This window comes from Blastococcus sp. DSM 46786 (genome assembly GCF_900109665.1).
Classification (GTDB): domain Bacteria; phylum Actinomycetota; class Actinomycetes; order Mycobacteriales; family Geodermatophilaceae; genus Blastococcus; species Blastococcus carthaginiensis.
Genome location: NZ_FOAO01000001.1, coordinates 127,788 through 150,665 on the forward strand (window position 1 = coordinate 127,788; position 22,878 = coordinate 150,665).

Sequence of the window (22,878 nt, forward strand, 5' to 3'; positions counted from 1 at the left end):
CGGAGGACCGCGGTGTGCTCAGTAGACGGCGGCGCTGGCGCGGGCGGCCCGGCGGACCGCACGCTCGGCGCGCCGGGAGGCACGCCGCGCCAGGTACAGACGGCGGGCGCGGGACGCGGCCATCGCCTCGGCCTGCAGTTCGCTCATGCGGCTGCGGGCCATGTCGTGCTCGAACATGTACATCGCTGATTCCCTCGGTCGGCTCCCCGTCGGGAGCTCGGAACTGCTGGTCATGTGCTTACGGGCTGGGGATGGCCGCCGGCTCACGCCGCGACGACCTTCCGGGGACGGCCACGTGGCCGCTTGCGGGCGATCACGACCCCCCGGTCGAAGATCTCCCCTCCCCAGACGCCCCACGGCTCGGCCCGGGAGATCGCGCCGGCCAGGCACGACTCCCGCACCGGGCAGTCGCCGCAGAAGCTCTTGGCGAGCTCCAGCTGCGACGGGTTCTCGGCGAACCACAGCTCGGGGTCCTCCACCCGGCACGGCAGGGGACGCCGGACCGGTCCGGAAGGCAGGGTCGGGCGCGGTCGCCGCGGGGTGGGGCCACCGGTCCGCGGGAGCCCGGGCCGGCGGTGGGACGTCGGGCGGTCGATCGTCTGCTGCACTGCCGCTCCTCCTCGTACTCGTCGTGTACGGCCGGCGGTGGTCCGCCGACCGAAGTCGGGGCCGGGTGCCGCGGAGGGAGAACAGAAAGGCCGCGGATCCCGGGTTCGGGTTCCGCGGCCTCGAGGAGGACCGTCGAGCGGCTAGCTCAGCGGTCTCCCGGGGGATCGGATCCCGAGGGTGGTGCCGTCGTTCTGGGGCAGGTAGGTGGGCACGAAGGGGCGCTCGACGCTGCGGAGCGACTTCGGGCGCCGGTCGAAGGCGGTGACGCAGGCCGTGACGGCCGCGACGCCCCCACCGAGGACGGCGGTCCACTCACCGCTGGTGCAGGCGGCGGAGGACAGACCGGTGCCCTCGTGCTGGGCGGCGGGACCGGTCATGATCAGGCCACCCGTGCGCGCGTCGACGCCACCCAGGCCGAGGAGGTCGGCGGAGGCAGCGGTGGTCGTGGTGGTGATCGTCATCGGGTACCCCCTCCTTCCTCTCTCGCGGTCCGGCCGGCCGGCCGGGCTCGCCACAGGGGTGCAGCGCGTGTGGAACGGGACACTAGGGGCGCCCCGGAATTCGGGTCAATCGAATTAATCGCGCTTCCTCCGCGCGAGGGTTCCGGAGGGTCTCGGAACCGCCTGCCGTCGCCGTCGGCGACGGCCTCCTCACCCTTCAGCCGCTGACGGTGGCCAGCACGTCGGCGCCGTAGAGCTCGAGCTTGCGGGCGCCGATGCCGGGCAGCCCCGACAGCTCGCGGAGGCTGGCCGGCCGGCTCTCCGCGATGGCCTGCAGCGTGGCGTCGGAGAAGACGACGTAGGCGGGCACGGACGCGTCCTGGGCGGCCTGGCTGCGCCACGCGCGGAGCCGCTCGAACAGCTCGCCGGCCTCGCCCTCCAGGACCACCTTGGGGCGCTTGGCCGGACGGCGGGGCGGGGGCGCGGTCGGCCCGGAGCCCGGCGCCAGCCCGTCGAGGAAGCGGCTGCGCGGGCGGGCACGCCGGCCGCCCGGGTTGCGCGCCAGCGACCACGACAGGGTCAGCTGCTCGCGGGCGCGGGTGACCGCCACGTACAGCAGCCGGCGCTCCTCCTCGACCGCGTCCGGGCGGCTCAGCGACTGCGCGATCGGCAGCACGCCGTCGACCAGCCCGACGACGAACACGACGTCCCACTCCAGGCCCTTGGCCGCGTGCATCGACGCCAGGGTGACGCCCTGGACGGTCGGCGCGTGCTGGGCGTCGGCCCGCTCGGCGAGGTGGGTGACGAACCCGGCGAGGTCCAGGGAGGGGTTCTCGGCCACCAGGTCGACGGCGAGGTCGACCAGCGCGGCGAGGGACTGCCAGCGGTCCCGCGCCGCGCCCCCGGCCGGCGGGCGGTGCTCGACCCAGCCGGTCGAGGCCAGCACGTCGCGGACGGCGGGGACCAGCATGCCGGGCTCGTTCCCCCCGGCGGCCGCCCCGCGGAGCAGCAGCACCGCCTCCCGCACCTCGGGCCGCTCGAAGAAGCGCTCGCCGCCCTTGAGCACGTAGGGCACCCCGGCGTCGGCCAGCGCCGACTCGTACACCTGCGACTGCGCGTTGATGCGGAACAGCACCGCGATCTCGGCGGCCGGCGTCCCGTCGTCGATCAGCGCCTTGCACCGGGCCGCGACCGCCGCCGCCTCGGCCGGTTCGTCGGGGTGCTCGACGAACGTCGGCTCGGGGCCCTGGGGCCGCTGGCCGAGCAGGCGGAGCCCCGGCAGGCCCTTGCGCGGCGGCGCCTGGCCGATGAGCCGGTTGGCCAGCCCGACCACCTGCGGCGTCGAGCGGTAGTCGCGCTCGAGCTTCACCACGGCGGCGTCGGCGTAGCGGTCGGCGAACCCGAGCAGGTAGTCCGGGTCGGCACCGGTGAAGGAGTAGATGGTCTGGTTCGGGTCGCCCACTACGCAGATCTCCGCGCGCCCGCCCAGCCAGGCGTCGAGCAGCCGCTGCTGCAGCGGGTTCACGTCCTGGTACTCGTCGACGACGAAGTGGCGGTACTGGGCGCGCACCTGCCGGGCGACGTCCGGGTGCTCCTCGAGCGCGTAGGCGGTGACGAGCAGCAGGTCCTCGAAGTCCAGCGCGCCGTCGCGCTGCTTGGCCTGCTCGTAGCTGGCGTAGACGGCCGCGACGGCGGCCGGCTCGAACGGCGCCTCGCGGCCGGCCGCCTTCGCGCGGGCCGGGTAGTCCTCGGGCGTGGCGAGGGTGGTCTTGGCCCACTCGATCTCGCTGGCGAGGTCGCGCAGGCTGGTCCGGTCGGTGGTCAGCCGGTTGCGCGTCGCGGCGGAGGCGACCACCCGCAGCTTGTTGTCGATCAGCCCCGGCATCGGGCCGCCGAGCACGCGCGGGGCGAAGTAGCGCAGCTGGCGCATCGCGGCGGCGTGGAAGGTGCGCGCCTGGACCCCGCCCACGTCCAGCGCGGCGAGGCGGGCACGCAGCTCCCCGGCCGCCCGCGCGGTGAACGTCACCGCCAGCACCTGCTCGGGCACGTAGGTGCCGGTGTGCACGCCGTGGGCGATCCGGTGGGTGATCGTGCGGGTCTTCCCGGTGCCGGCACCAGCCAGGATGCAGACCGGCCCCGACACCGCCTGGGCCGCCGCGCGCTGCTCGTCGTCGAGGCCGTCGAGCACGGCCTCCGCGTCCGCATGCGCCATCGCCGGCGTCCCTCCGCGTTCCTCGTCCCGGTCGTCCCGAGGAGCCGTCGGCTCCCCGCACGATCCTCCCAGCCGGCACCGACGGACGTCGGGAAGCATCCCCAGGAGCGGCACGTTGGCATGCACGCAGCACGCCACCCCGCCCCGGGGCTGGACCGACCAGGCACGAACAGGGAGACTCCCCGCGATGACCACGACCCCCGGCGCCGCCGTCACCATGTACACCACCACGTGGTGCGGGTACTGCGTGCGGCTCAAGAAGCTGATGCAGCGCGAGGGCATCGCGTTCGCCGAGGTCGACATCGAGACCGACCCGCAGGCGGCGGACCTGGTCATGCAGGCCAACGGGGGCAACCGCACCGTCCCCACGCTGGTCTTCCCCGACGGCACCGCGCTGACCAACCCCAGCATCGACGCGGTGAAGGCCCAGCTGGCACACATCCCGGAGGCGTGAGCACCCGTGGTCCCCGGTCCCAGGCCCTCCGACGGGCGCGTGTCCCCCGATGCGTCGTCCCGGTCCGAGGTCCCGGCCTGCCCGGGGATCGGTGACCGGTCGCGGGTCGCGCTGACCCGGGCCGCGCGCGGCTGGGTGGTCGTCCCCCTCACCGGCGGCCCGGTCGGCGGTGACGCCGTCGAGGACGTCGTCGAGGGCATGACCCTGGCCGACCTGGTGGCCGACGAGCTGGGCGGGCTGCCGGAGCCGGACCGGTCCGCGCGGCGCTCGGCCCGCGGCCCGGTGGGCGCACCCGGCGACACGGACCCGGTGGACGCGCGCGTCGCCGCGCTGGAACGCACCGTGGCGCAGCTCGAGCACGCCCTGGCCGCCCGGGTGTCCACCGAGCGGGCGATCGGGGTGCTCGCCGAGCGGCACGGCACGAGCCCGCGGACGGCGTTCGAGGGGTTGCGCCGAGAGGCGCGCACGCAGGGCAGACCCGTGGTGGAGCTGGCCCGCGAGGTGCTCGAGAGCCTGGCGCCTGACGGGGGCGCGTCCACCGCCGCGGCCGAACCACCCGCCCCCGTCGCCGTTCCGCCCGCGCCGCGGCTGGAGCCGGTGACCAGCGGCGCCGTGGCCACCGCGGACGGCCGCTCCTGACCCGACCGGAGCCGCTGTCCCCCGGTGCTCTCGCCGACCGCCTGGCCGGCCTGCTGGCGGACGTCCCCCCGGAACCCGGCGCCGCCGCAGTGCGCGTGGCCGTGGACGGGCCGGACGCCGCGGCCCCCGACGCGCTCGCGGGCTCGCTCGCCGAGCGGCTGCCGATGCTCGGTCGCGCCGCCGTCGTCGTCCCCGCGGTGGGCTTCTACCGGCCCGCATCGCTGCGGCTGGAGCACGGCCGCACCGATCCCGACGCCCGCTACACCGACTGGCTCGACACCGGTGCGCTCGGCCGCGAGGTCCTGGGCCCCGTCGGCCCGGGTGGCTCGGGGGAGTTCCTGCCGGCGCTGTGGGACCTGGCGCGGGACCGGTCCGCCCGGCTACCGCGCCGGCCGGCGCCGGCCGGCGGCGTGCTGCTGGTCCCCGGCTCGCTCCTGCAGGGGGTGGGCCTGGCGTTCGACGTCGTGGTGCACCTGCGGATGGCCCCGGCCGCGCGGAGCCGCCGCACGCCGCCGGACCAGGCCTGGGAGCTGCCCGCGTTCGACCGCTACGACGACGAGGTCGACCCGGTGGCGTTCGCCGACGCCGTCGTGCTGGCCGACCACCCCGACCGCCCCGCGCTGGTGCTCCAGGGCCGTTTCAGCTGAGCTCGTCCTTCAGCCAGCGGTCGAGGATGTGACGGGCGATCGAGATCGACGGCGGTACCGCCAGTTGCCCGTCGGGGCTGCGCAGCTCCTCCCGGGTGAACCAGCGCGCCTCCTCGATCTCGTGCGGGTCCAGCCGCAGCGGCTGGTCGCCGTCGGCCCGGGCGACGAACCCGAGCATGAGCGACTGCGGGAACGGCCAGGGCTGGCTGGCGACGTAGCGCACGTCGGTGACGCGCAGCCCCACCTCCTCCTCGACCTCCCGGGCCACGGCCGCCTCGGCGGACTCCCCCGGCTCGACGAAGCCGGCCAGGATCGAGAACCGCCCCGGAGGCCAGGTCGCCTGCCGGCCCAGCACCACGCGGTCGCCGCCGTCGTGGACGAGCATGATCACCGCCGGGTCGACGCGCGGGAAGAACTCGGTGCCGGTGGTCGGGTCGCGCTGCGACCAGCCGGCCCGCTCGACCGTCGTCGCCCCCCCGGTGAGCGGGCTGAACCGGTTGCGCTCGTGCCACTCGAGGATGCCGACGGCCTGCGCCAGCAGACCGGCGTCCAAGTCCTCGAGCTCTGCGCCGACCTCGCGCAGGCCGGCCCAGTGGTCGACCGGCCGGCCGTTCACGGTGAGCGACCGCTCGCCGCGCACCGCCGCGTAGGGCACCCCGCCGGCCTCGCCGAGGAACACCGCGCCCGCGGGCAGGGCCGGCCGCTCGTCCCAGACCAGGCGCGGACCCGCGGGCCCCTCCTCCACCGGCACGGCCCGGGCGGCGTCGACCAGGAGCACCCGGACCGGGCGGCCGCCGGTTGGGTCGGTCAGCGTCCGGGCGAGGTGGGCCCGGTCGTGCCCGGAGCGCGACAGCAGCGGACCGCCGTCGCCGGAGGCAGGGCCGGCGGTCACGCCTGCCCGCCGCCCCCGGTGACGGTGACCGGCGCCAGGGTGCCGAGCTCGGCGGCCACCCGGTCGGCGTCGCCCACGACCACGGCGGTGAGCGCCTCGGGCGCCAGGTAGCGCGCGGCCGCGGCCTGCACCTGCTCCACGGTGACCGCGGTGAGGTCGCGCTGGTGGCTGCTCAGCCAGTCCGCCGGCAGGCCCACCCCGAGCAGCGCCGAGAGGGTGCTGGCCAGGCCTGCGTGGGTAGACGTGGACAGCGCCATGCTGCCGAGGATGTACCGGCGGGCCGCGTCCAGCTCCGCCTCGGTGACCGGGGTCAGCGCCATGCGGCCCAGCTCGTAGAGCGTCTCCAGCAGGGCCGGGCCGGTGACCTCGGTGGCGACGTCGGCCTCGACCAGGAAGGACGATGCCGCGCGCTGGTGGTCGATCGCGCTCCGCGGGCTGTAGCTGTAGCCGCGCCGCTCGCGGATGTTCTCCACCAGCCGGGAGGAGAAGTACCCGCCGTAGACCATCGCCGCGAGCCGCGTCGCCGGGAGGTCGGGATCGGTCCGGCTGGGCGCCGGGCCGCCCAGGCGCAGGTTCGACTGCACCGCGCCGGGCCGGTGCACCAGCTCGATGCCCTGCGCCGGCTGCTCGGTGATCGGCGGGGCCTGCACCGCCGTCCCGCTGCCGGCCCAGACCTCCAGCGCGGCGGCGACGGTGTCGGTCGCCGCCGCCGGGTCCAGGTCGCCGACGAGCACGAGGATGCTGCCGGCGGGCAGCACCCGCTCCCGGTGCAGCCGGCGCAACGCCGGAGCGCGCACGGCGGCCACCAGCTCGGCGTCGGGCAGCTGGATGGCGTACGGGTGGGCGCCGTACCGGCGGGCGGCGAGCGCCGACCGGGCGATCGTGCCCGGCTGCGTGCGGGCGATCGCGATCCGCTCGGCGAGCCGGTCGCGCTCGCCGTCGACCCGACCAGCCGGGTAGCTGGCGCCGGTCAGCAGCTCGGCGAGCAGCTCCAGCACCGGGCCGAGCCCGCCGGGGAGCAGCGTGGTGCCGAACACGAGCCGGTCGGCGTCGGTGCTCACCGACAGCTCGGCCCCGTGGCTCTGCAGCAGCTGGGCTACCTGGGCCTGGTCGTGCCGCTGCGTGCCCAGCAGCACCGCCCCGGAGAGGACGGCGCCCCGTGCGGCGTGCACGCCGGCGTTGCGCGCGCCGGCCGCCGCGAACGGCACCCGCAGACGCAGCTCGACCAGGGGCACACCGGGCCGGGGCACCACGACCACGCGCAGACCGTTGGGCAGCGTCGTCTCCTCTGCGGCCGGCGCCGGCTGGGGGCGCGGCTCGCCCAACGGGGGGATCAGGGCGGCGGTCATCGGGCACCTCCGGCCGGTCGCAGCTCCAGCACCGCGGCGGTGCCCGGATCCAGCCCCCGGGCGGCGGCCTGCACCGCCTCCGGGGAGACAGCCGCCAGCCGGGCGGCGAGCTCGCCGGCGAGCTCCGCGCGTCCGTGGACCAGCTCGGCGGCGGCGAACGCCAGCGTGCGACCGAGCACCGAGTCGGCCTGCTGCAGCAGCTGCGCCTCGATGCGCGCCTGCACCCGGCGCAGCTCGTCGGCGCCGACGCCGTCGGTGGCGATGCGGGCCACCTCCTCGTGCACGGCAGCCATCACGCGCTCGGCCGGGACAGCGGCCGGGTGGTGAACCTGGGTGGTGAGGAGCGTGGCGTCGCGCACGTCGAAGGGGTCGCCGAACAGGCCCACGTAGCTGCTCTGGGCGATGGCGATCCGGTCGTCGTGGACCAGACGGGTCTCCAGGCGGGAGGCGTCTCCCTCGCTGAGCAGCTCGGCCAGCAGCACGCTGCCCAGGTAGGTGTCGAAGTCACCGACCGGGTCGGGCACCCGCCAGCCGAGGGCGAAGGCGGGCGCCGGGGCGAGCAGGTCCTCGACGACGGCGGACCGGACGGTGGTCGGCGACGGCTCGCCGGTGTACGGCAGCGGCGGGACGTGGCGGCCGGGGATCGAGCCGAACCACCGGCGGACGAGCTCCTCGGTCGCGGCGACGTCGAGGTCGCCGCCGATGCACAGCACGGCGTTGCCCGGCGCGTAGTACTTGTCGAAGAAGTCGGTCGCGTCGGCGACGGTCGAGGACTCCAGGTCGACGAAGGACCCGTAGCCGTCGTGGGTGTTGGCGAAGGTCTCGAACGCGACCTGCGGGAGCTGCAGCCACGGGAAGGCGCCGTAGGGGCGGTTGAGCACGTTGACCCGGATCTCCTCCTTCACCACGTCGATCTGGTTGCGGAGGTTCTCCTCGGTGATCGCCGGCGCGGCCATGCGGTCGGCCTCGAGGAAGAGGGCGCGCTCCAGCGCCTCGGCGGGCAGCGCCTGGAAGTAGTTCGTGTAGTCCTGGTGGGTGGAGCCGTTGAAGGTGCCGCCGGCGGCCTGCACCAGCCGGGCGTGCTCCATCTTCGCGACGTTCGCCGACCCCTGGAACATCATGTGCTCGAAGAGGTGCGCGAAGCCGGTGCGCCCCTCGGGTTCGTTGCGCATCCCGACGTCGTAGTAGACGCTCACCGCCACCACCGGCACGCTGCGGTCGGGGGCGAGGACCACCCGCAGGCCGTTGTCCAGCGTGAACCGTTCGATCGGGTGCCGCAGGGTCAGTTCGGTACCAGCTGCAGTCACGCGCCCGACACTACGACGACGTCCGCCTCCGGGGGACACCGTGGCCGGTCGCCGTCCCCACCGCTGGTGAGTGGCAGGGCGACCGACGAGCGGGGCCCGGAGGGTTCCCGAGGAGGGACGCGGACTCGCTCAGGCCCCCCGGGGCACGGCACCTGGCCGCGGTCGTCGGCCGGAGGCCGACAGTGTCACAGCACGTCGACGTCGGTGATGACCCGGTCGATGACGCCGTAGAGCTCGGCGTGGGTGTTGGGGATGGAGACGTACAGCAGCGCCGGGGCCGGCCGGCCGACGTCGACCAGCAGCAGCGCCGCCCGCTCCCCCGAGGCGTCGTAGCCCTCGACGTCCCACGACAGCTGGAACTCCAGCAGGTGGGCGGGGCGCCCGTCGACGGTCCGGGGCTCGTCCCGGCGGACCTCGATGGTGTTCGGCCCCGGGTAGTAGTTGGCGCGGACGCTGGCGGCCAGCGTCGTCACCGTGCTCTGCAGCGTTGACGGGCCGGCCCACCCGTACCCCTCGGCCACCGGGCCGGACGTGCACTGGGAGATGAAGATGCCGCCGTCGGGGGTGGCCTCCTGGGTGGTGAAGTACTGGCCGGCGGTCGCGGTCGTCTCCAGCTGCCGGCCCAGGTCGAACTCCGACCACCCCTCCCCCAGGTACGGGTAGGAGATGCCGGCGACCTCGTCGATGATCCGCACCGTGCCGGGTGGGAAGGGCTCGCCGGGCGCCGGGACGGGTGCGATGCCGGGGTCCAGGGCCGTGGCGCTCGCGTCGTCCCCGTCCGGCCCCGTGCCCAGCACCGCCACGACGGCGGCGACGAGGAGCACCAGGACCGCACCGGCGGCCACCCACAGCCGGGCGTGCGAGCGGCGGCCGGCGGGCGCCGGCGGGACCTCCGGTGCGGCCGGCTCGTGACCCGCGGGTCGGGCGGCGACCCGGTGCACCTCGACGCCGGGACCCGCGGGCATCATGACGTCGGACCACTCCGTGCCGCTCCACCAGCGCACCATGCCGGGCGCGCCGGCCGGGTCGGGGTACCAGCCCGGCGCCGCGTCCTGGCCCACTCCGGTCACGGCCCCAGCGTAGGGCGTGCACCTCGGCGTTCCCGTGACCCGCGCCCGTCGAAGGAGGCCGCCGTGCACTCCCCCGACGCCACCCTCGTGCGCCGGCTGCGCGACGCCGGGTGCGTCTTCGCCGAGGAGGAGGCGGCCCTGCTGGCGTCGGCAGCGCGCGACGCCGACGAGCTGGCCCGGCTGGTCGGGCAGCGGGTGGCCGGCGCCCCGCTGGAGCAGGTGGTGGGCTGGGCGGAGTTCTGCGGCCTGCGGATCACCGTCGCACCCGGCGTCTTCGTGCCGCGGCGCCGCACCGAGGTGCTGGTGGCCGAGGCCGTGGGGCACGCCCGGCCGGGTGCGCTGGTGGTGGACCTGTGCTGCGGCACCGGTGCGGTCGCCGCGGCACTGGCCGCCGCCGTGCCGGGCCTCGACCTGCACGCCGCCGACCTCGACCCGGCCGCCGTGGCCTGCGCCCGGCTCAACCTCCCCGGCACGCCGGTGCACGAGGGCGACCTGTTCGCCGCCCTGCCGGCGGGCCTGCGCGGCCGCGTCGACGTCCTCACGGCCAACGTGCCCTACGTGCCGACGGCGGCGATCGCCCTGCTGCCCCCGGAGGCGCGGGAGCACGAGCCGCGGGCCGCGCTCGACGGCGGCGACGACGGGCTCGCGCTCGCCCGCCGGGTCGCCGCGGAGGCACCGGAGTGGCTGGCACCGGCCGGCGCGCTGCTGTTCGAGTGCGGCGAGGGGCAGGTGGCCGCCGCGCTCGGCCTGGTCACCGATGCCGGGCTGGCGGCCCGGCTGGTCACCGACGACGACCGCGGTGCCACGGTCGTCGTCGGCATCCGTCCCTAGCCCGCGCGGCGGGCGGCGAGCTCCCGCCACAGGTGGGCCGCGGCCTCCGCACCGCGGTGCAGCATCGGCAGCAGCACCCGCTCGTTCGGGGAGTGGATGCGGTCGGTCGGCAGCCCGGCCCCGAGGAAGAGCAGCGGGGCGCCGAGGGCCTCGACGATCGCCGCCTCCGGGCCACTGCCGCCCTCGCGGGTGAACAGCACGTCGGCCGGGTCGGTGTCGAACGCCTGACCGATGGCGGCGAGCAGCGCGTCCATGTGCGGGGAGTCCAGGTCGCTGGCGCAGGGCGCGACCCCGCCGGGCGGGGTGTGCACCTCGGCCGCGATGCCGTCGGGCAGGTTGGCCTCGACCCAGGCGCGCAGCATCGGGCCGACGTCCTCCGGGCGCTGGTCGGAGACCAGGCGGAAGGTGACCTTGGCGTGCGCCTCGGCGGGGATGATCGTCTTGTGGCCGGGGCCGGTGTAGCCGCCCCACATGCCGTTCACCTCGGCGGTCGGCCGGGCGCCGGTGCGCTCCAACGTGCTGTAGCCGGCCTCGCCGTAGGTGGCCCGCGAGGCGGCCGGGCCGGCGAGCCAGGCCTGCTCGTCGAACGGCACCCGGCCCATCAGCTCGCGCTCGCGGTCGCTCAGCGGCCGCACCCGGTCGTAGAAGCCGGGGATGGTCACCCGGCCCTGTTCGTCGTGCAGCTTCGCCAGCAGCTCGGCCATCGCGTGCAGCGGGTTGGGGACGGCACCGCCGAACGAGCCGGAGTGCAGGTCCACGGCCGGCCCGCGCAGCGTGATCTCGGCGTCGGCCAGGCCGCGCATCGCCGTCACGGCGCTGGGCACGTCGGGTGCGGCCATGCCGGTGTCGCTGACGACGACGACGTCGCAGGCGAGCCGGTCGGCGTGGTCGCGGAGCAGGCCCTCGAAGTGCGGCGACCCGGACTCCTCCTCGCCCTCGATCAGCAGCTTGACCGTGACGGCGGGGGTGTCGCGGCCGGTGGCGGCCAGGTGCGCGCGGATGCCGAGCAGGTGGAAGGCGACGTTGCCCTTGTCGTCGATGGCGCCGCGGGCGTGCAGCTCGGGACCGTCGGGGCCCTCGACCCGGGTGGGCTCGAACGGCGGGTGCTCCCACAGCTCGAGCGGGTCCACCGGCTGCACGTCGTGGTGGCCGTAGACGAGGGCGACCGGGGCGTCGGCGTCCGCGCTGGGCCACTCCGCGAAGACGGCGGGCGCGCCCGGGGTCTGCCAGATCTCCACGGTCGGGAAGCCGACGCGGCGCAGCGCGTCGGCCAGCCACGTGGCGCTGGCCGCGACGTCGCGGGAGTGCGCGGGGTCGGCCGAGATCGACGGGATGCGCAGCCAGGCGTCGAGGTCGGCGTGCAGGTCGTCGAGGTGGTCGAGGACGAAGTCACGTTCGGCGCTGGTCACGGTCCCCGACGGTAGCCGCGCCGTCCGGCGGAGCTGCCTGCGCCCGCCGCTCGGGGCGGACCAGCCAGCGGAACACCCCGCGCTCGACGGCCTCGGCGGCGACGATCGCGACGAGCTGCACCCCGCCCCAGAGGGCCAGCAGGGTCCACTCCTGGCCGGCCAGCGGGGCCTGCAGCGAACCGAGCTCGTGCAGCACCACGGCCAGCAGCAGCGAGGAGAGCAGGGCGAGGGCCACCAGCGCGTGCGCGGCGGCGATCCAGGCGTTCGGCCGCGACCTGGTCTCGGTCGACTGGCGGCGCAGCCGCCGGAAGCAGACGACGCCGTAGCCGAGGCCCAGCACCGCGCTGACCGCGAGCAGGTCCAGCGCCTGCCACGACGGCGCCACCCCGCCGCCGGTCGCGGTCGAGCCGATGATCAGCGCCGGCGCCACCACGACGGCGAGGGCGGCCAGCCCGTAGAGCGCCGCGGCGCCCTCCCGGACGGCGCGCGCCGGCCGGAACCGGGTGCTCACCGGCCCTCGCGTGCCCGCAGCGTGAACCGGTCGACCAGCCCGCCGTCGGGGCGGATGCAGCGGGCGGTCAGCCGGTCGCCGTCGACCTCGACGTGCAGGTACTGGAGCACCGAGGCCGCGGCGGCGGTGATCCGGCTGGGGCGCACCGGGGTGAGCTTGGCGCCGCCGCCGCTGACCACGTAGGTGATGCCGTCGAGCGGGACGGTCCGCTCGTAGTTGTGGTCATGACCGGCCAGCACCAGGTCGACGGCGTGCCGCTCGAGGACCGGGACCAGCTTCTCCTCCGCGCCCGGGGTGCTCCCGTGCCGGCCCGAGGAGTACGGCGGGTGGTGCAGGCAGACGACCTTCCACTGGCTGGTCGAGGTCGCGAGCGCGTCGTCGAGCCAGTCGACCTGGTCGGTGGCCCCCGGGCCGAACAGGCCGGGCGTGCTGGAGTCGAGGTAGAAGAAGTCCACCGGGCCGTGGCTGGTCCGGTAGTAGCGCGCCGGCGTGCCCAGCAGCCGCAGCTCCGTCTCGATCTCGTCGAGCCGGGCGTCGCTGAAGTAGACCTCGCCGTCGTGGTTGCCGATGGCCAGCTCGACGTCGACCCCTGCCTCGATCAGCGGGCCGTAGGGGCGGAGGAAGACGTCCTCGAAGCGGTTCTCGATCCGGCCGTAGTAGCAGATGTCGCCGAGGTGGGTGACCAGCCCGTACGGGTTCTCCTCGTAGCCCTGGGCCATGCGGGTGGCCACCGCGACCGCCTGGCGTCCGCCGGTGCCGGTGTCGCCCACCGCCGCGAAGGTGAGCCGGTCAGGGGTGGTGGTCCAGGCCTGCCGGGGCAGGACGAGCTCGGGGGTGCGGCCGGGAACGAGGTCCTCCCGGCCGAGCAGCGGCCACACCTGGTCGGCGAGGACTCCTCCGGTGAGGGCAGCGCCGCCGACGCCGGCGGCGGCCGCGAGGAACTGTCGTCTGGTCAGCGACATGACGGGTTCAACGCGCCGACGCCGCCGGGACGTTCCCGGGGGGCGCGGCGCCCGCGCCGGACCGTTAGCGTCCGGGGCATGCCCGGAGAGCTGCTGCGGACCGATGTCGGCGACCTGACCTTCGACGTGCGCGTCGACGGACCCGAGGACGGCCGGCCGGTGCTGCTGCTGCACGGCTTCCCCGAGACCTCGGCGTCCTGGGCCGCGGTGACGCCGCTGCTCACCCAGGCCGGCCTGCGCACCTACGCGCCCGACCAGCTGGGCTACTCCCCCGGCGCCCGGCCGTCCGAGGTCGAGGCGTACGCGATGCAGAACCTCGCCCAGGTCACCGCGGACCTCATGACCGCGCTGGAGATCCCGGTCGCCGACGTGGTGGGCCACGACTGGGGCGCCAACGTCGCCTGGACCCTCGCCGCGTGGCACGCCGACCGGGTCCGCTCGCTCACCGCGGTCTCGGTGCCGCACCCGGCCGCCTACACCGCCGCCTTCCGGATCGACCCGGAGCAGAAGGAGCGCTCGGCCTACATCCGGCTGTTCTGGCAGCCAGGCAAGGCCGAGGAGGTGCTGCTCGCCGACGACGCGCGGCGGCTGCGCCGGATGCTGCTGGGTGCCGACGGTGACACCGGGGTCTCGCCCCAGGCGGCCGACGAGTACGTGGCCGTGCTGTCGGCTCCTGGCGCGCTCACCGCGGCGCTGAACTGGTACCGGGCGATGAGCTCCGACATCCGCGTCGACAAGGTCGAGGTGCCGACGACCTACGTGTGGAGCGACGGCGACGTCGCCATCGGCCGGACGGCGGCGGAGGCGTGCGCGGAGTTCGTGACCGGCGACTACCGCTTCGTGGAGCTGCCCGGTGTGACCCACTGGATCCCCGAGCAGGCACCCGAGCAGCTGGCCCGCGCGATCCTGGACCGCGTCGCCAGCACCTGAGCCCCCCCCTTCTGCGTTCCCGCGGGGAACGCCTCACGGGCGGGCGCCGACGTCCTGCGGATCCCGCGCCGACGGGACGTCCCCGGTCAGGGGCTGCCCGCGGCTCAGGAAGCGTCGACCGAGCGCTGGTCGCGGCGCAGAGGGTGCTCCTCGGGGACCTCCACCAGGGCGATCCGCACCCCGTCGGGGTCCTCGATCCACATCTCGACCAGGCCCCACGGCTCCAGGCGGGGCGGCTGGGTCACCGTCACGCCGGCCGACGCCAGACGACGGTGCTCGGCCGCGACGTCCCGGACCTGCAGCCACAGGGCCAGGGCCGCGGGGCGTTCGTCCGACCGGCCGGAGACCTCCAGCAGCCCGTTCCCCAGGAAGAAGACCACGCCGGGATGCTCCGGTGGACCGAACTCGCGGTGCACCGCCAACCCGAGGACGTCCCGGTAGAACGACTGCGACCGCCGGGCGTCCGACGGTCGCAGCAGGATGCGGCTGCTCAGGACGTCCATGGGGCCATCCTCGTCCAACCGCACGGGGTGCGCTGAGGAGCGCATGGGTGGGCGGGCACGGAGACCTCGCGGGACGATCGTGAGCTGAGCGACGTCAGCGAGCGAGGAAGATGTCGTGCTCTGCACACCCGGCCGGGACGGTCACGCCCGCGACGTCGTAAGGCCCGGGCGGTGCATCCTGGGAGGAGTGTTCGAGGACGAAGCCGCCGCCGACCTCCACCTCGTCACCGAGGCCGTAGATGCCGTGGCCTGGCACATCGATCGTCAACGGTGCGTCGTCGACCACCTCCGTGCCGTGGGGCCAGACGATCACGGAGCCGCCAGCACCGAGGCATCCCCCTACGACCTCCAGCCGGCCGCCACCGAGAGCGTCCATGCCGAAGCCTGTCTGCTCGGAGACGAGGACGGTCACGCCGCCTGCCGAGATCGCCTCGCCGCCACCGCACGCGACCAGGAGTGGCACGGCGCCGGACGCGACGAGGGCCTGTGCGGTGCGACGCCGCGACAGATTCATCGCGCCTCCTCGGATGCTCGTCCTGACGCCCCGTTGCTGCCCAGCCCGTGACGCCCCCGTAGCGGCGCCGCCCACGACCTGCCCACCCGCCCCCCTTACGGTGACGGTGTGATGGTTGCCCAGCGCACCGTTCCGTAAGCGCCCCTGTCCGGGGCGTCCAGTGCTTACGCCACGCTGCTGCGTGGCCGGCTGGTTCCTGCTTCACCGGGCAGCACCGGAGCAGCCGGTACGGCTGTTCCTGATCTCCACCCTCCACAGGCATGCCGAGGGTCCTCGGCTGACGGGCCGCCTGGGTGGCGTTCCCCGTCCTGGGTCACGCACGGGCAGATGCCGAGCGTGTGCTCGCCCCAGGCGGCGAGGTTGGCCGCGGCGTTGACGTCCCGATCGGCCACCAGGCCGCAGGAGTCGTCACCGCAGCGGTAGGTGCGCTCGGAGAGGGCGAGCTTGGGTCTCACCGCACCACACGCCGAGCACGTCTTGGAGCTCGCGAACCAGCGGTCCGCGACAAGCAGCCGCCCGCCGTGACGGGCCGTCTTGTAGGTCAGCTGCCGGGCGAGTTCACCCCAGCCCTGATCGCCGATCGCCTGGGCGAGCGACCGGTTGGCCATCAGGTTCTTCGTGGCCAGGTCCTCAACCACGACCACGCCGTGCGACCGAGCCAGTCGCGCGGTGAAGCCGTGCAGGGCGTCGGCGCGGACCCGGTCGGGCCATTCGATGCCGTAGCTGGCCTCGGCGGCCCACTGGTCGGCGTTCGCCTTGATCTTCTCCACGGCCCAGTTCCACGCCTTACGGCGAGCACCGGCGGCGCGCAGCAGCACACCGGCCTGGACGTCGGTCACGTCCAGCCGAACCCGTACCGCGCCATGCGTCACGAGCCTGATAGTGCCGGGCGGATCCGACAAGTTCAGGGAGCCTGCATCGCACCTTCACCGTAAGGGGGGCCACCCGCTCAGGGTGCGCCCTCGGGAGCCGGTCAGCCCGTCCCGGTGACCAGGGCGAGCAGGCCCGCCTCGTCGAGCAGGTCGACCGGGCGCAGTGTCTCCTTCGCGGCGACGTGGTGGAAGCCGGCGCTGACCCGCTCGACCGGCACCCCGGTCAGCCGGGACCAGCCCAGCCGGTAGGCGGCCAGCTGCACGCCCACGGCGGTCAGCTCGGCGCCGGTGGGTGGCGGGCCGGTCTTCCAGTCGATGACCTCGTAGCCGCCGTCCTCGCGCCGGAACACCGCGTCGATCCGGCCGCGCAGCGTGATGGGGCCCAGCGGCGTCTCGAAGGGCACCTCCACCTCGACCGGCTGCCGGTCGGCCCACTCGCTGGCCAGGAACGCCGCGCGCAGCTCCTCCAGCGCGTCGTCGGGAGCGGCCAGCTCGTCGCCGGAGCCGGGGAGCTCGTCGAGGTCGACCAGCCGCGCGGCGCCGAAGCGCTCCTCCAGCCAGGCGTGGAACGCCGTGCCCCGCCGGGCCTGCGGTGCGGGAGCCGCGGGCATCGGCCGGCGGAGCCTCCGGGCGAGCTCGGCCGGGTCGCGGCGGAGGGTGACCAGCGCGGACACCGACAGGTGGGAGGGCAGCGGGACGTCGACGGTCGGGCTCTCCTGGCGCGCCCGCTCGCGCAGCAGCAGGTCGGCGTCGCGCACCCACTGCTCCACCAGCTCGTCCTCCCCGCCGAGGGCCCGTTCCGGGTCGAGCGGGTGCGGCGCCGCGCCCTCGACCAGCTGCGCGGCGGCGGTGAGCGCCCGCCGGCGCGGCTCGGACAGCGGGTCGGCCGGCCACACGCCGACCGGCCACTCCTCCAGCGCGGGGTTGGTCGCACCGTCCTCGGGCGCGGGCGCCCAGTGCACGACGGTGCCGGCGCCGTCGTCGCACGCCTCCCGGGCGGTGGTCAGCAACGACGAGGGACCGCACGGCTTCACGCCGTCGCGCCACCAGCTGCCCGAGCACAGCAGCAGCCGCTTGGCGCGGGTGACGGCTACGTACCCGAGCCGGATCTCCTCGTCCCGGCCGAAGTCCTTCCAGTCCTGGACGTAGTCCTCCAGCGCATCGCGCACCGCCGCGTGGTCACCGGAGCCGGGCACCGGCAGCCGCAGCCGGGGCAGCTCCTCCCGGTCGGTGAGCCGCAGGTCGACCGGAACCGCGCCCGGGTCCTTGATCCAGGAGTCGCTGGCGTTGGTGCGGGCCGGGAACTGGTCGGCGGTCATGCCGGGCACCGCGACGACGTCCCACTCCAGCCCCTTGGCCGAGTGCCCGGTGAGCAGCTGCACCGCCTCCGGGTTGACCGCCACCTCGCCGGGCTCCAGGCCGCGCTCGCGCTCCTCGGCGTCGCGCAGGTACCCGAGGAACGCCGGCAGCGACGGCAGCTCGGCGAGCTCGGTGAACTCGGCGGCGACGCCGTGCAGCGCGTCGAGGTGCGCGCGGGCGCCGGCCGGGCTGACCCCGGGGGCGCTGGCCAGTTCGGTCTCCAGGCCCAGCGTGCGTGCGACCTCGTCGACCAGGTCGGGCAGCGACTCCCCGATCCGGCCGCGCAGGTGGGCGAGCTCGGCGCCGAAGCGGCGAAGCCGCCGGTAGCCCGCGGGCGAGTACTGCTGCGCGTCGCCGAGGTCGTCGAGCGCCTCGACGATGCTGCCCCGCTCCTGCGGTGCCTCGACCGCGGCGGCCCCCTCGGTCGGGCGGGCCGGCCGGCGGGCGTGCACCAGCGCGCGGGCGCGGGCCTCGAGCGCGGCGAGGTCGCGGGGGCCGATCCGCCAGCGGGCGCCGGTGAGCAGGCGACCCATCGCGTCGCCCGCGGTCGGGTCGACCAGCACCGTGAGCGTCGCGACGACGTCGGAGACCTCGGGCACCTCCAGCAGGCCGCCCAGCCCCACGACCTCCACCGGCAGCCCGCGCTCGCGCAGGGCCGCGGCGATGCCGGGCAGCTGCTTGCGGGTGCGCACCAGCACCGCCATCGACGGCGGACGGTGCACTTCGTCGTCCTCCGGACGACCCCGCGACCAGGTGCCGTCCCCCTGCTCGGCGGAGCCGCTGCGTCGTCCCTGCGCGGACCCCTCCGGGGCCCACTCGGGACGACCAGCTTCCACACCCGAATACCAGGCTCGGGCCAGGCGGTCGGCCAGAGCAGCTGTCTCCTCGGCGACGGTCTCGTACAACCCGACGGTGACCGAGCCGCGGCCGGCGGTGGGCGCCGGGGCGAGGTCGGGCAAGGGCTGGGCCGGTGCCGGCAGCATCGCCGAGACGGCGTTGGCCACCGCCAGCACCGCCTCGTCGTTGCGCCAGCTGGTGGCCAGCGTCAGCCGCTGCGCCGCGCGGCCCGGGCGCCCGGGGAAGGTGCGGTCGAAGCGCTCGATCGTGCCGGCCGAGGCCCCGCGCCACCCGTAGATCGACTGGCGGGGGTCGCCGACGGCGAGCACCGGGTGGCCGCTCGCCCCGCCGAAGAGCGCCTCCAGCATGCGGAGCTGCCCGACGCTGGTGTCCTGGTACTCGTCGAGCAGCACCACCTCCCAGCGCGCCCGCTCCCGGCGGCCGACCTCGGGTGCGGCGACGGCGATGCGCGCGGCGTGCGCGACCTGGTCGGCGTAGTCGATGGAACCGAGAGCCCGCTTGCGGGCCTCGAACGCCTCGACCAGCGGCAGCAGCGCCACGCGCGCCTTCTGCCGGGCGAGCATCTCGGTGACGGCGGCGTACGGGCCCTTCTTCTTCGGCGCGTCCGCGTAGCCGGCGATCTGCGCCTCCAGCCGCGCCGTCCAGGTGCGCAGGGCCGCGGCACTGACGTCGTGCTCGCCCATCTCCGCCGCGAGCGCCAGCACGTCCTCGACGGTGGTGAGCAGGGTGAGCGGCACGTCGGCCATGTCGCCGGTCCAGGCGGCGACCACCGTCGCGGCCTGCCCCCAGCACATGGCCGGGCCGAGCACGCCGGCGCCGGGTTCCACGCCGATGCGCAGCCCGTGCTCGGCGACGAGCGCGGCGGCGTAGCCGTGGTAGGTCGAGACGGTGGGCTGCGCGATCGCGAGCCGCTCGCGCAGGTCGTCTTCGGTCTCCGGGTGGCGGGCCAGCGCGCCCAGCCGCAGCCGGATGCGCTCGTTGAGCTCGCTGGCGGCCTTGCGGGTGAAGGTCAGACCGAGGATCGCCTCGGGTTCGACGATCCGGTTGGCCACGAGGTAGGAGACCCGGGCGGCCATCGTCTCGGTCTTGCCCGAGCCGGCCCCGGCGACGACGACCAGCGGCCGGTCCGCGGGTGCGGAGACGACGCCGGCCTGCTCGTCGGAGGGGGCGTAGGAAAGGCCGCATCGCTCGGCGACCTCGGCCGGGGTGAGCAGCCGGCGCGGCGCGGGCTCCGGCGTCGCGGCCTCGGCCAGCAGTTCGTCGAAGGAGAGCTGCCCGTCGCTCATCCGGTCACCTGCCGGCCGGGCTCCTGCAGCGGGCAGCTGCGCCGCGCCGGGCAGCGCGAGCAGTGGCTGCCGGTGCGCACCTCGAACGTCCCCGCGCCCATGCCGGCGCCCACCTCCGCGACGAGCTCCCCGGCCCACGTGCTCTCCAGCGGCACGTCGGCGGGCAGCGGCTCCTGGTGCTGCTCCTTGGCCTTGGCGCCGGTGCCCACCTGCAGCAGCGCCGCCCCGCCGGGAACGGTGCCGTGCTGCTCGAAGGCGCCGGCCGCGACCGCGACCTGGTAGGCGGCGAGCTGCCCGTGCTCCTCGGTGTTCTTGGCCGCGGTCTTCCCCGTCTTGAGGTCGACGACGACGAGGCGCCCCTCCGCGTCCTGTTCGAGCCGGTCGACCTGGCCGCGGATGCGGGCCCGCCCCACGACGACGTCGAAGTCCACCTCCGCGCCGACGAGCTCGCGCGGGTTGGCGGCGTGCCAGCGCAGGAAGCGGTCGAGCATGTCGTGGGCCTGCACCCGCTGCCGCTGGTCGGCCCAGCCCGGACCGAGGTCGAGCTGGTCGAGCTCGGCGTCGAGCACGGGGCGGGCGTCGCTCGCGGGCAGCCCGTCGGCCACCTGCTGGGCGACCGCGTGGACCGCCGAACCCACGGTGCGGGTCGCATCGGGCGAGGCCTCGGCACCGACCGCGCCGAGCACCCACCGCAGCGGACAGCGCTGGAAGGTCTCGATGGCCGACGGGCGCACGCGCACCGGCAGCTCCTCGTCGACCAGCGGGGCGTCGTCCGACAGCGGCGCGAGCCCCCACCAGCGCGCGGGCGCCGCACCAGGCACGCCCTCGTCGGCCAGCCGGCGCAGCAGGGCCGCGGCGGCGGAGCGCCGGGCCGGCGCTGTGTGCGGGTCGGTGACCGCGCGGCGCAGCTCGGCGACCAGCGCGGGCAGGGTGAGCGCGCGGGGCAGCTCGGTGAGCGGCCGGCCGTCGGGCGGCGGCGGGGACACCAGGTCGAGGAAGCGGGACGCGCTCGCGCCGGCGTCGGCGCCGTCGAGGGCGCCCTCCACGGCGGTGACCACCAGACGCCGCCGGGCCCGGGTGCAGGCGACGTAGAACAGCCGCCGCTCCTCGGCCAGCGCCAGGGTGCGGCGGTCGGTGCGGGCGCCGTCGATGCCGGCCGCCTTCTCGACGAGCACCTCGGCGCCCAGCAGCGAGGCGCGCTCGCGCAGGTCCGGCCACAGGCCCTCCTGCGCGCCCGAGACGCAGACCAGGTCCCACTCCAGCCCCTTGGCGGCGTGCGCGGTCAGCAACCGGACCGTCTCGCCGGCGACCGCCCGGGCCGCGCCGGTGTCACCGGGCAGCTCCTGGGCGGAGAGGTGCTCGACGAACGCCCGGACGTCGGCCGACGGCAGCCGGTCGACGAAGCCGGCGGCGGCGTCGAACAGGGCGACGACCGCGTCGAGGTCGCGGTCGGCCACCGCACCGGAGGGACCGCCGGCGGCGCTCGACCGGGCCCACCTCGTCGCGAGGCCGCTGCGCTGCCACATCGCCCACAGCACGTCCTCGGCGGTGCCGTCGTCGGCGAGCGCGAACCGGCCGGCGTCCAGCACCGCGGCGACCCGGGTGGCCGGGCGGGCGAGGTGCTCAGGCAGCGCCTCCAGCAGGGCCGGGTCGGTGAGCGCGGCGGCCAGCGGCGCGCCGCGCTCGGCGGCGTCGATCCCCTGCTTGGCCAGCGCGATGCGGACGGCACGGCGGAGCCGGCGGAGGTCGAGCACGGTCGCCCCGCCCAGGGCCGAGGAGAGCAGCGCCTCGGCGCCCGGCTCGTCCAGGCCCGCGGGTTCCCCACCCGGGCCGGGCAGCAGCGCGGACAGCGCGCGCAGGAACGGGGCGACGGCGGGCTGGGCGGCCAGCGGCAGTTCGTCGGTCGAGACGGCGACCGGCACCCCGGCCGAGGCCAGGGCCCGCCGGAACGGGCCGAGCACCGCCGCGGTGCGCACGACCACGGCCATGCCCGACCACGGCACGCCGTCGAGCAGGTGCGCCCGGCGCAGCACGTCGGCGACGTAGACGGCCTCGACCGCGGTCGAGCCGAAGACATGCACCTCCGCCTCCCCCGGCGGCGTGCCCTCCCCCGCGGCCAGGCGGCGGTGCTCCCACGGGCCGGGCAGGCCCTCGGCCACCTGCCGGCTGATGCGGAGCAGCTCGGCGCCCGAGCGGCGGCACACCCCGAGGGAGACCCGCGCTGCGGACCGCCCGCCGGTGTGCCGGAAGCGCTCGGGGAATTCGACGATGCCCCGCGGCTCGGCGCCGCGGAAGGCGTAGATGGACTGGTCGGGGTCACCGACGGCGACCAGGTTGCCCCCGCCCCCGGCGAGCAGCTCGAGGAGCTCCACCTGCGCGGGGTCGGTGTCCTGGTACTCGTCGACGAACAGCCAGCGGGCGCGCTCGCGCTCCTGGCGGAGCAGCTCCGGGTCTTCGGTCAGCTCGAGGATCGCCTGGCGGACCAGCTCCGCGGGGTCGTAACCGGAGGCGTCACCGCGGGAGGCGACCCAAAAGTCGCTGACGTTCTCGTACTGCTGCTGGAACGCCGCGGCGTGCACCCAGTGCTCGTTGCCGGTCTCCCGGCCCCAGGCGGCCAGCCGCTCGGCGTCGACGCCCCGCTCGGTCGCCCGCAGCAGCAGCTCGCGCAGCTCTGCCCGGAAGCCCTCCGTGCCCAGCGCCGGCGCCAGGTCCTCGGGCCAGCGGACGGTGCCCACCCCTTCGGCGTCGCCCCGCAGCAGCTCGGCGACGACGGCGTCCTGCTCGGCGGAGGTGAGCAGCCGGGGCGGCGGGTCACCCCGCAGCACGGCGGCCCGGCGGAGGACGCCGTAGGCGTAGGAGTGGAAGGTGCGCGCCAGCGGCTCGCGGATGGTGCGGGCGACCCGGGAGGTGATGCGGGTTCGCAGCTCGGCGGCGGCCTTGCGGCTGAAGGTCAGGACGAGGATCTGCTCGGGGTCGACGCCGGCGTCGATGCGCGTGGCGACGGCTTCGACGATCGTCGTCGTCTTGCCCGTGCCGGGACCGGCCAGCACGAGCAGCGGCCCGCCGGGGTGGTCGACGACGGCCTGCTGCGTCGGGTCGAGCTCCGGCGCACTGCTGCGCGGCGGCTCCCCCGGCAGCAACCGGTAGACCGGACCACCCTCACCCCTGCGCTGCGCCACCCCTCGATGGAAGCACGGGGGTACGACGATCCCGCGACGGACGGG

General features: G+C 75.8%; 21 protein-coding genes. 5 read left to right on the forward strand and 16 right to left on the reverse strand.

Features of this window, described 5'->3' with window-relative positions:
- Nucleotides 1-18: 18 nt before the first annotated feature.
- The 4 genes from BMW62_RS22385 to BMW62_RS00645 form a co-directional block, all read right to left on the reverse strand.
- Entirely contained in the window at nucleotides 19-183 is a 165-nt protein-coding gene (locus tag BMW62_RS22385) for a hypothetical protein (protein ID WP_170852154.1), read from the reverse strand.
- Between the two features lie 80 nt (nucleotides 184-263).
- Entirely contained in the window at nucleotides 264-518 is a 255-nt protein-coding gene (locus tag BMW62_RS00635) for a WhiB family transcriptional regulator (protein WP_211434936.1), read from the reverse strand.
- A gap of 231 nt (nucleotides 519-749) precedes the next feature.
- Nucleotides 750-1,070, reverse strand: a complete 321-nt coding sequence (locus BMW62_RS00640; protein WP_091928903.1) for a hypothetical protein — start codon at nucleotides 1,068-1,070, stop codon at nucleotides 750-752.
- Between the two features lie 196 nt (nucleotides 1,071-1,266).
- The gene (locus BMW62_RS00645; RefSeq protein ID WP_091928904.1) at nucleotides 1,267-3,261 is read right to left on the reverse strand and encodes an ATP-dependent helicase; all 1,995 of its coding nucleotides are present in this window, start codon (nucleotides 3,259-3,261) and stop codon (nucleotides 1,267-1,269) included.
- 187 nt (nucleotides 3,262-3,448) lie between these two features.
- Here BMW62_RS00645 and BMW62_RS00650 point away from each other — a divergent pair, with 187 nt between their 5' ends.
- From BMW62_RS00650 to BMW62_RS00660, 3 genes are all read left to right on the forward strand, one after another.
- Nucleotides 3,449-3,715, forward strand: a complete 267-nt coding sequence (locus BMW62_RS00650) for a mycoredoxin (RefSeq protein ID WP_091928905.1) — start codon at nucleotides 3,449-3,451, stop codon at nucleotides 3,713-3,715.
- A 39-nt stretch (nucleotides 3,716-3,754) separates the two neighbouring features.
- Nucleotides 3,755-4,354 (forward strand): ANTAR domain-containing protein, encoded by a 600-nt coding sequence (locus tag BMW62_RS00655; RefSeq protein WP_244523752.1) that lies wholly within the window; start codon nucleotides 3,755-3,757, stop codon nucleotides 4,352-4,354.
- 95 nt (nucleotides 4,355-4,449) lie between these two features.
- Nucleotides 4,450-5,001, forward strand: a complete 552-nt coding sequence (locus BMW62_RS00660; RefSeq protein WP_244523753.1) for a nucleoside/nucleotide kinase family protein — start codon at nucleotides 4,450-4,452, stop codon at nucleotides 4,999-5,001.
- On the opposite strand, the gene nudC is transcribed toward BMW62_RS00660, so the two are convergent.
- The 4 genes from nudC to BMW62_RS00680 form a co-directional block, all read right to left on the reverse strand.
- The gene (nudC, locus tag BMW62_RS00665; RefSeq protein WP_091928907.1) at nucleotides 4,994-5,893 is read right to left on the reverse strand and encodes an NAD(+) diphosphatase; all 900 of its coding nucleotides are present in this window, start codon (nucleotides 5,891-5,893) and stop codon (nucleotides 4,994-4,996) included. The two genes, BMW62_RS00660 and nudC, sit on opposite strands and share 8 nt — an antisense overlap.
- Nucleotides 5,890-7,242 carry a M16 family metallopeptidase gene (locus BMW62_RS00670; protein WP_091928908.1) on the reverse strand — a complete coding sequence of 451 codons (1,353 nt, stop codon included), beginning with the start codon at nucleotides 7,240-7,242 and terminating at the stop codon, nucleotides 5,890-5,892. Before BMW62_RS00670 ends, nudC begins: the two co-directional genes overlap by 4 nt.
- Entirely contained in the window at nucleotides 7,239-8,549 is a 1,311-nt protein-coding gene (locus BMW62_RS00675) for a M16 family metallopeptidase (RefSeq protein ID WP_091928909.1), read from the reverse strand. The genes BMW62_RS00670 and BMW62_RS00675 overlap by 4 nt, the downstream gene beginning before the upstream one ends.
- A 185-nt stretch (nucleotides 8,550-8,734) precedes the next feature.
- A complete protein-coding gene (locus tag BMW62_RS00680) occupies nucleotides 8,735-9,619 on the reverse strand; it encodes a DUF2510 domain-containing protein (RefSeq protein WP_091928910.1) in 885 nt (294 codons plus the stop codon).
- A 63-nt stretch (nucleotides 9,620-9,682) separates the two neighbouring features.
- On the opposite strand from BMW62_RS00680, the gene BMW62_RS00685 reads away from it, so the two are divergent.
- Nucleotides 9,683-10,450 (forward strand): putative protein N(5)-glutamine methyltransferase, encoded by a 768-nt coding sequence (locus BMW62_RS00685; protein WP_244523754.1) that lies wholly within the window; start codon nucleotides 9,683-9,685, stop codon nucleotides 10,448-10,450.
- Here BMW62_RS00685 and BMW62_RS00690 read toward each other — a convergent pair.
- From BMW62_RS00690 to BMW62_RS00700, 3 genes are read right to left on the reverse strand one after another with little or no spacing between them, the layout of a single operon-like run.
- Entirely contained in the window at nucleotides 10,447-11,859 is a 1,413-nt protein-coding gene (locus tag BMW62_RS00690; RefSeq protein ID WP_170852156.1) for a M20/M25/M40 family metallo-hydrolase, read from the reverse strand. The two genes, BMW62_RS00685 and BMW62_RS00690, sit on opposite strands and share 4 nt — an antisense overlap.
- On the reverse strand, nucleotides 11,840-12,370 hold the full coding sequence (locus tag BMW62_RS00695) for a hypothetical protein (RefSeq protein WP_091928911.1): 531 nt from the start codon (nucleotides 12,368-12,370) through the stop codon (nucleotides 11,840-11,842). Before BMW62_RS00695 ends, BMW62_RS00690 begins: the two co-directional genes overlap by 20 nt.
- A complete protein-coding gene (locus tag BMW62_RS00700; RefSeq protein WP_091928912.1) occupies nucleotides 12,367-13,332 on the reverse strand; it encodes a metallophosphoesterase family protein in 966 nt (321 codons plus the stop codon). Before BMW62_RS00700 ends, BMW62_RS00695 begins: the two co-directional genes overlap by 4 nt.
- Nucleotides 13,333-13,410: 78 nt before the next feature.
- Between BMW62_RS00700 and BMW62_RS00705 the strand changes: the two genes are divergently transcribed.
- Nucleotides 13,411-14,262: an alpha/beta fold hydrolase gene (locus tag BMW62_RS00705; protein ID WP_091928913.1), complete on the forward strand. Its 852-nt coding sequence runs from the start codon at nucleotides 13,411-13,413 to the stop codon at nucleotides 14,260-14,262.
- A gap of 104 nt (nucleotides 14,263-14,366) precedes the next feature.
- Here the strand turns inward: BMW62_RS00705 and BMW62_RS00710 are convergent, their stop codons facing one another.
- The 5 genes from BMW62_RS00710 to BMW62_RS00730 all read right to left on the reverse strand — a co-directional run bounded on the left by BMW62_RS00710 (nucleotide 14,367) and on the right by BMW62_RS00730 (nucleotide 22,833).
- The gene (locus BMW62_RS00710) at nucleotides 14,367-14,765 is read right to left on the reverse strand and encodes a VOC family protein (protein ID WP_091928914.1); all 399 of its coding nucleotides are present in this window, start codon (nucleotides 14,763-14,765) and stop codon (nucleotides 14,367-14,369) included.
- A gap of 94 nt (nucleotides 14,766-14,859) precedes the next feature.
- A complete protein-coding gene (locus BMW62_RS00715) occupies nucleotides 14,860-15,279 on the reverse strand; it encodes a hypothetical protein (RefSeq protein ID WP_091928915.1) in 420 nt (139 codons plus the stop codon).
- 164 nt (nucleotides 15,280-15,443) lie between these two features.
- On the reverse strand, nucleotides 15,444-16,151 hold the full coding sequence (locus BMW62_RS00720; protein WP_280138586.1) for an RNA-guided endonuclease TnpB family protein: 708 nt from the start codon (nucleotides 16,149-16,151) through the stop codon (nucleotides 15,444-15,446).
- Between the two features lie 101 nt (nucleotides 16,152-16,252).
- On the reverse strand, nucleotides 16,253-19,654 hold the full coding sequence (locus tag BMW62_RS00725) for an ATP-dependent helicase (protein ID WP_091928917.1): 3,402 nt from the start codon (nucleotides 19,652-19,654) through the stop codon (nucleotides 16,253-16,255).
- Nucleotides 19,651-22,833 carry an ATP-dependent helicase gene (locus BMW62_RS00730; protein WP_244523755.1) on the reverse strand — a complete coding sequence of 1,061 codons (3,183 nt, stop codon included), beginning with the start codon at nucleotides 22,831-22,833 and terminating at the stop codon, nucleotides 19,651-19,653. Before BMW62_RS00730 ends, BMW62_RS00725 begins: the two co-directional genes overlap by 4 nt.
- Between the last annotated feature and the right edge of the window lie 45 nt (nucleotides 22,834-22,878).

Bases quoted from the DNA above. Each gene is read 5' to 3' on its own strand.
- BMW62_RS00650 (WP_091928905.1), top strand. From the start codon at position 3,449: ATGACCACGACCCCCGGCGCCGCCGTCACCATGTACACCACCACGTGG.
- BMW62_RS00670 (WP_091928908.1), bottom strand. From the start codon at position 7,242: ATGACCGCCGCCCTGATCCCCCCGTTGGGCGAGCCGCGCCCCCAGCCG.
- BMW62_RS00705 (WP_091928913.1), top strand. From the start codon at position 13,411: ATGCCCGGAGAGCTGCTGCGGACCGATGTCGGCGACCTGACCTTCGAC.
- BMW62_RS00710 (WP_091928914.1), bottom strand. From the start codon at position 14,765: ATGGACGTCCTGAGCAGCCGCATCCTGCTGCGACCGTCGGACGCCCGG.
- BMW62_RS00700 (WP_091928912.1), bottom strand. From the start codon at position 13,332: ATGTCGCTGACCAGACGACAGTTCCTCGCGGCCGCCGCCGGCGTCGGC.
- BMW62_RS00715 (WP_091928915.1), bottom strand. From the start codon at position 15,279: ATGAATCTGTCGCGGCGTCGCACCGCACAGGCCCTCGTCGCGTCCGGC.
- BMW62_RS00725 (WP_091928917.1), bottom strand. From the start codon at position 19,654: ATGAGCGACGGGCAGCTCTCCTTCGACGAACTGCTGGCCGAGGCCGCG.
- BMW62_RS00640 (WP_091928903.1), bottom strand. From the start codon at position 1,070: ATGACGATCACCACCACGACCACCGCTGCCTCCGCCGACCTCCTCGGC.
- BMW62_RS00645 (WP_091928904.1), bottom strand. From the start codon at position 3,261: ATGGCGCATGCGGACGCGGAGGCCGTGCTCGACGGCCTCGACGACGAG.
- BMW62_RS22385 (WP_170852154.1), bottom strand. From the start codon at position 183: ATGTACATGTTCGAGCACGACATGGCCCGCAGCCGCATGAGCGAACTG.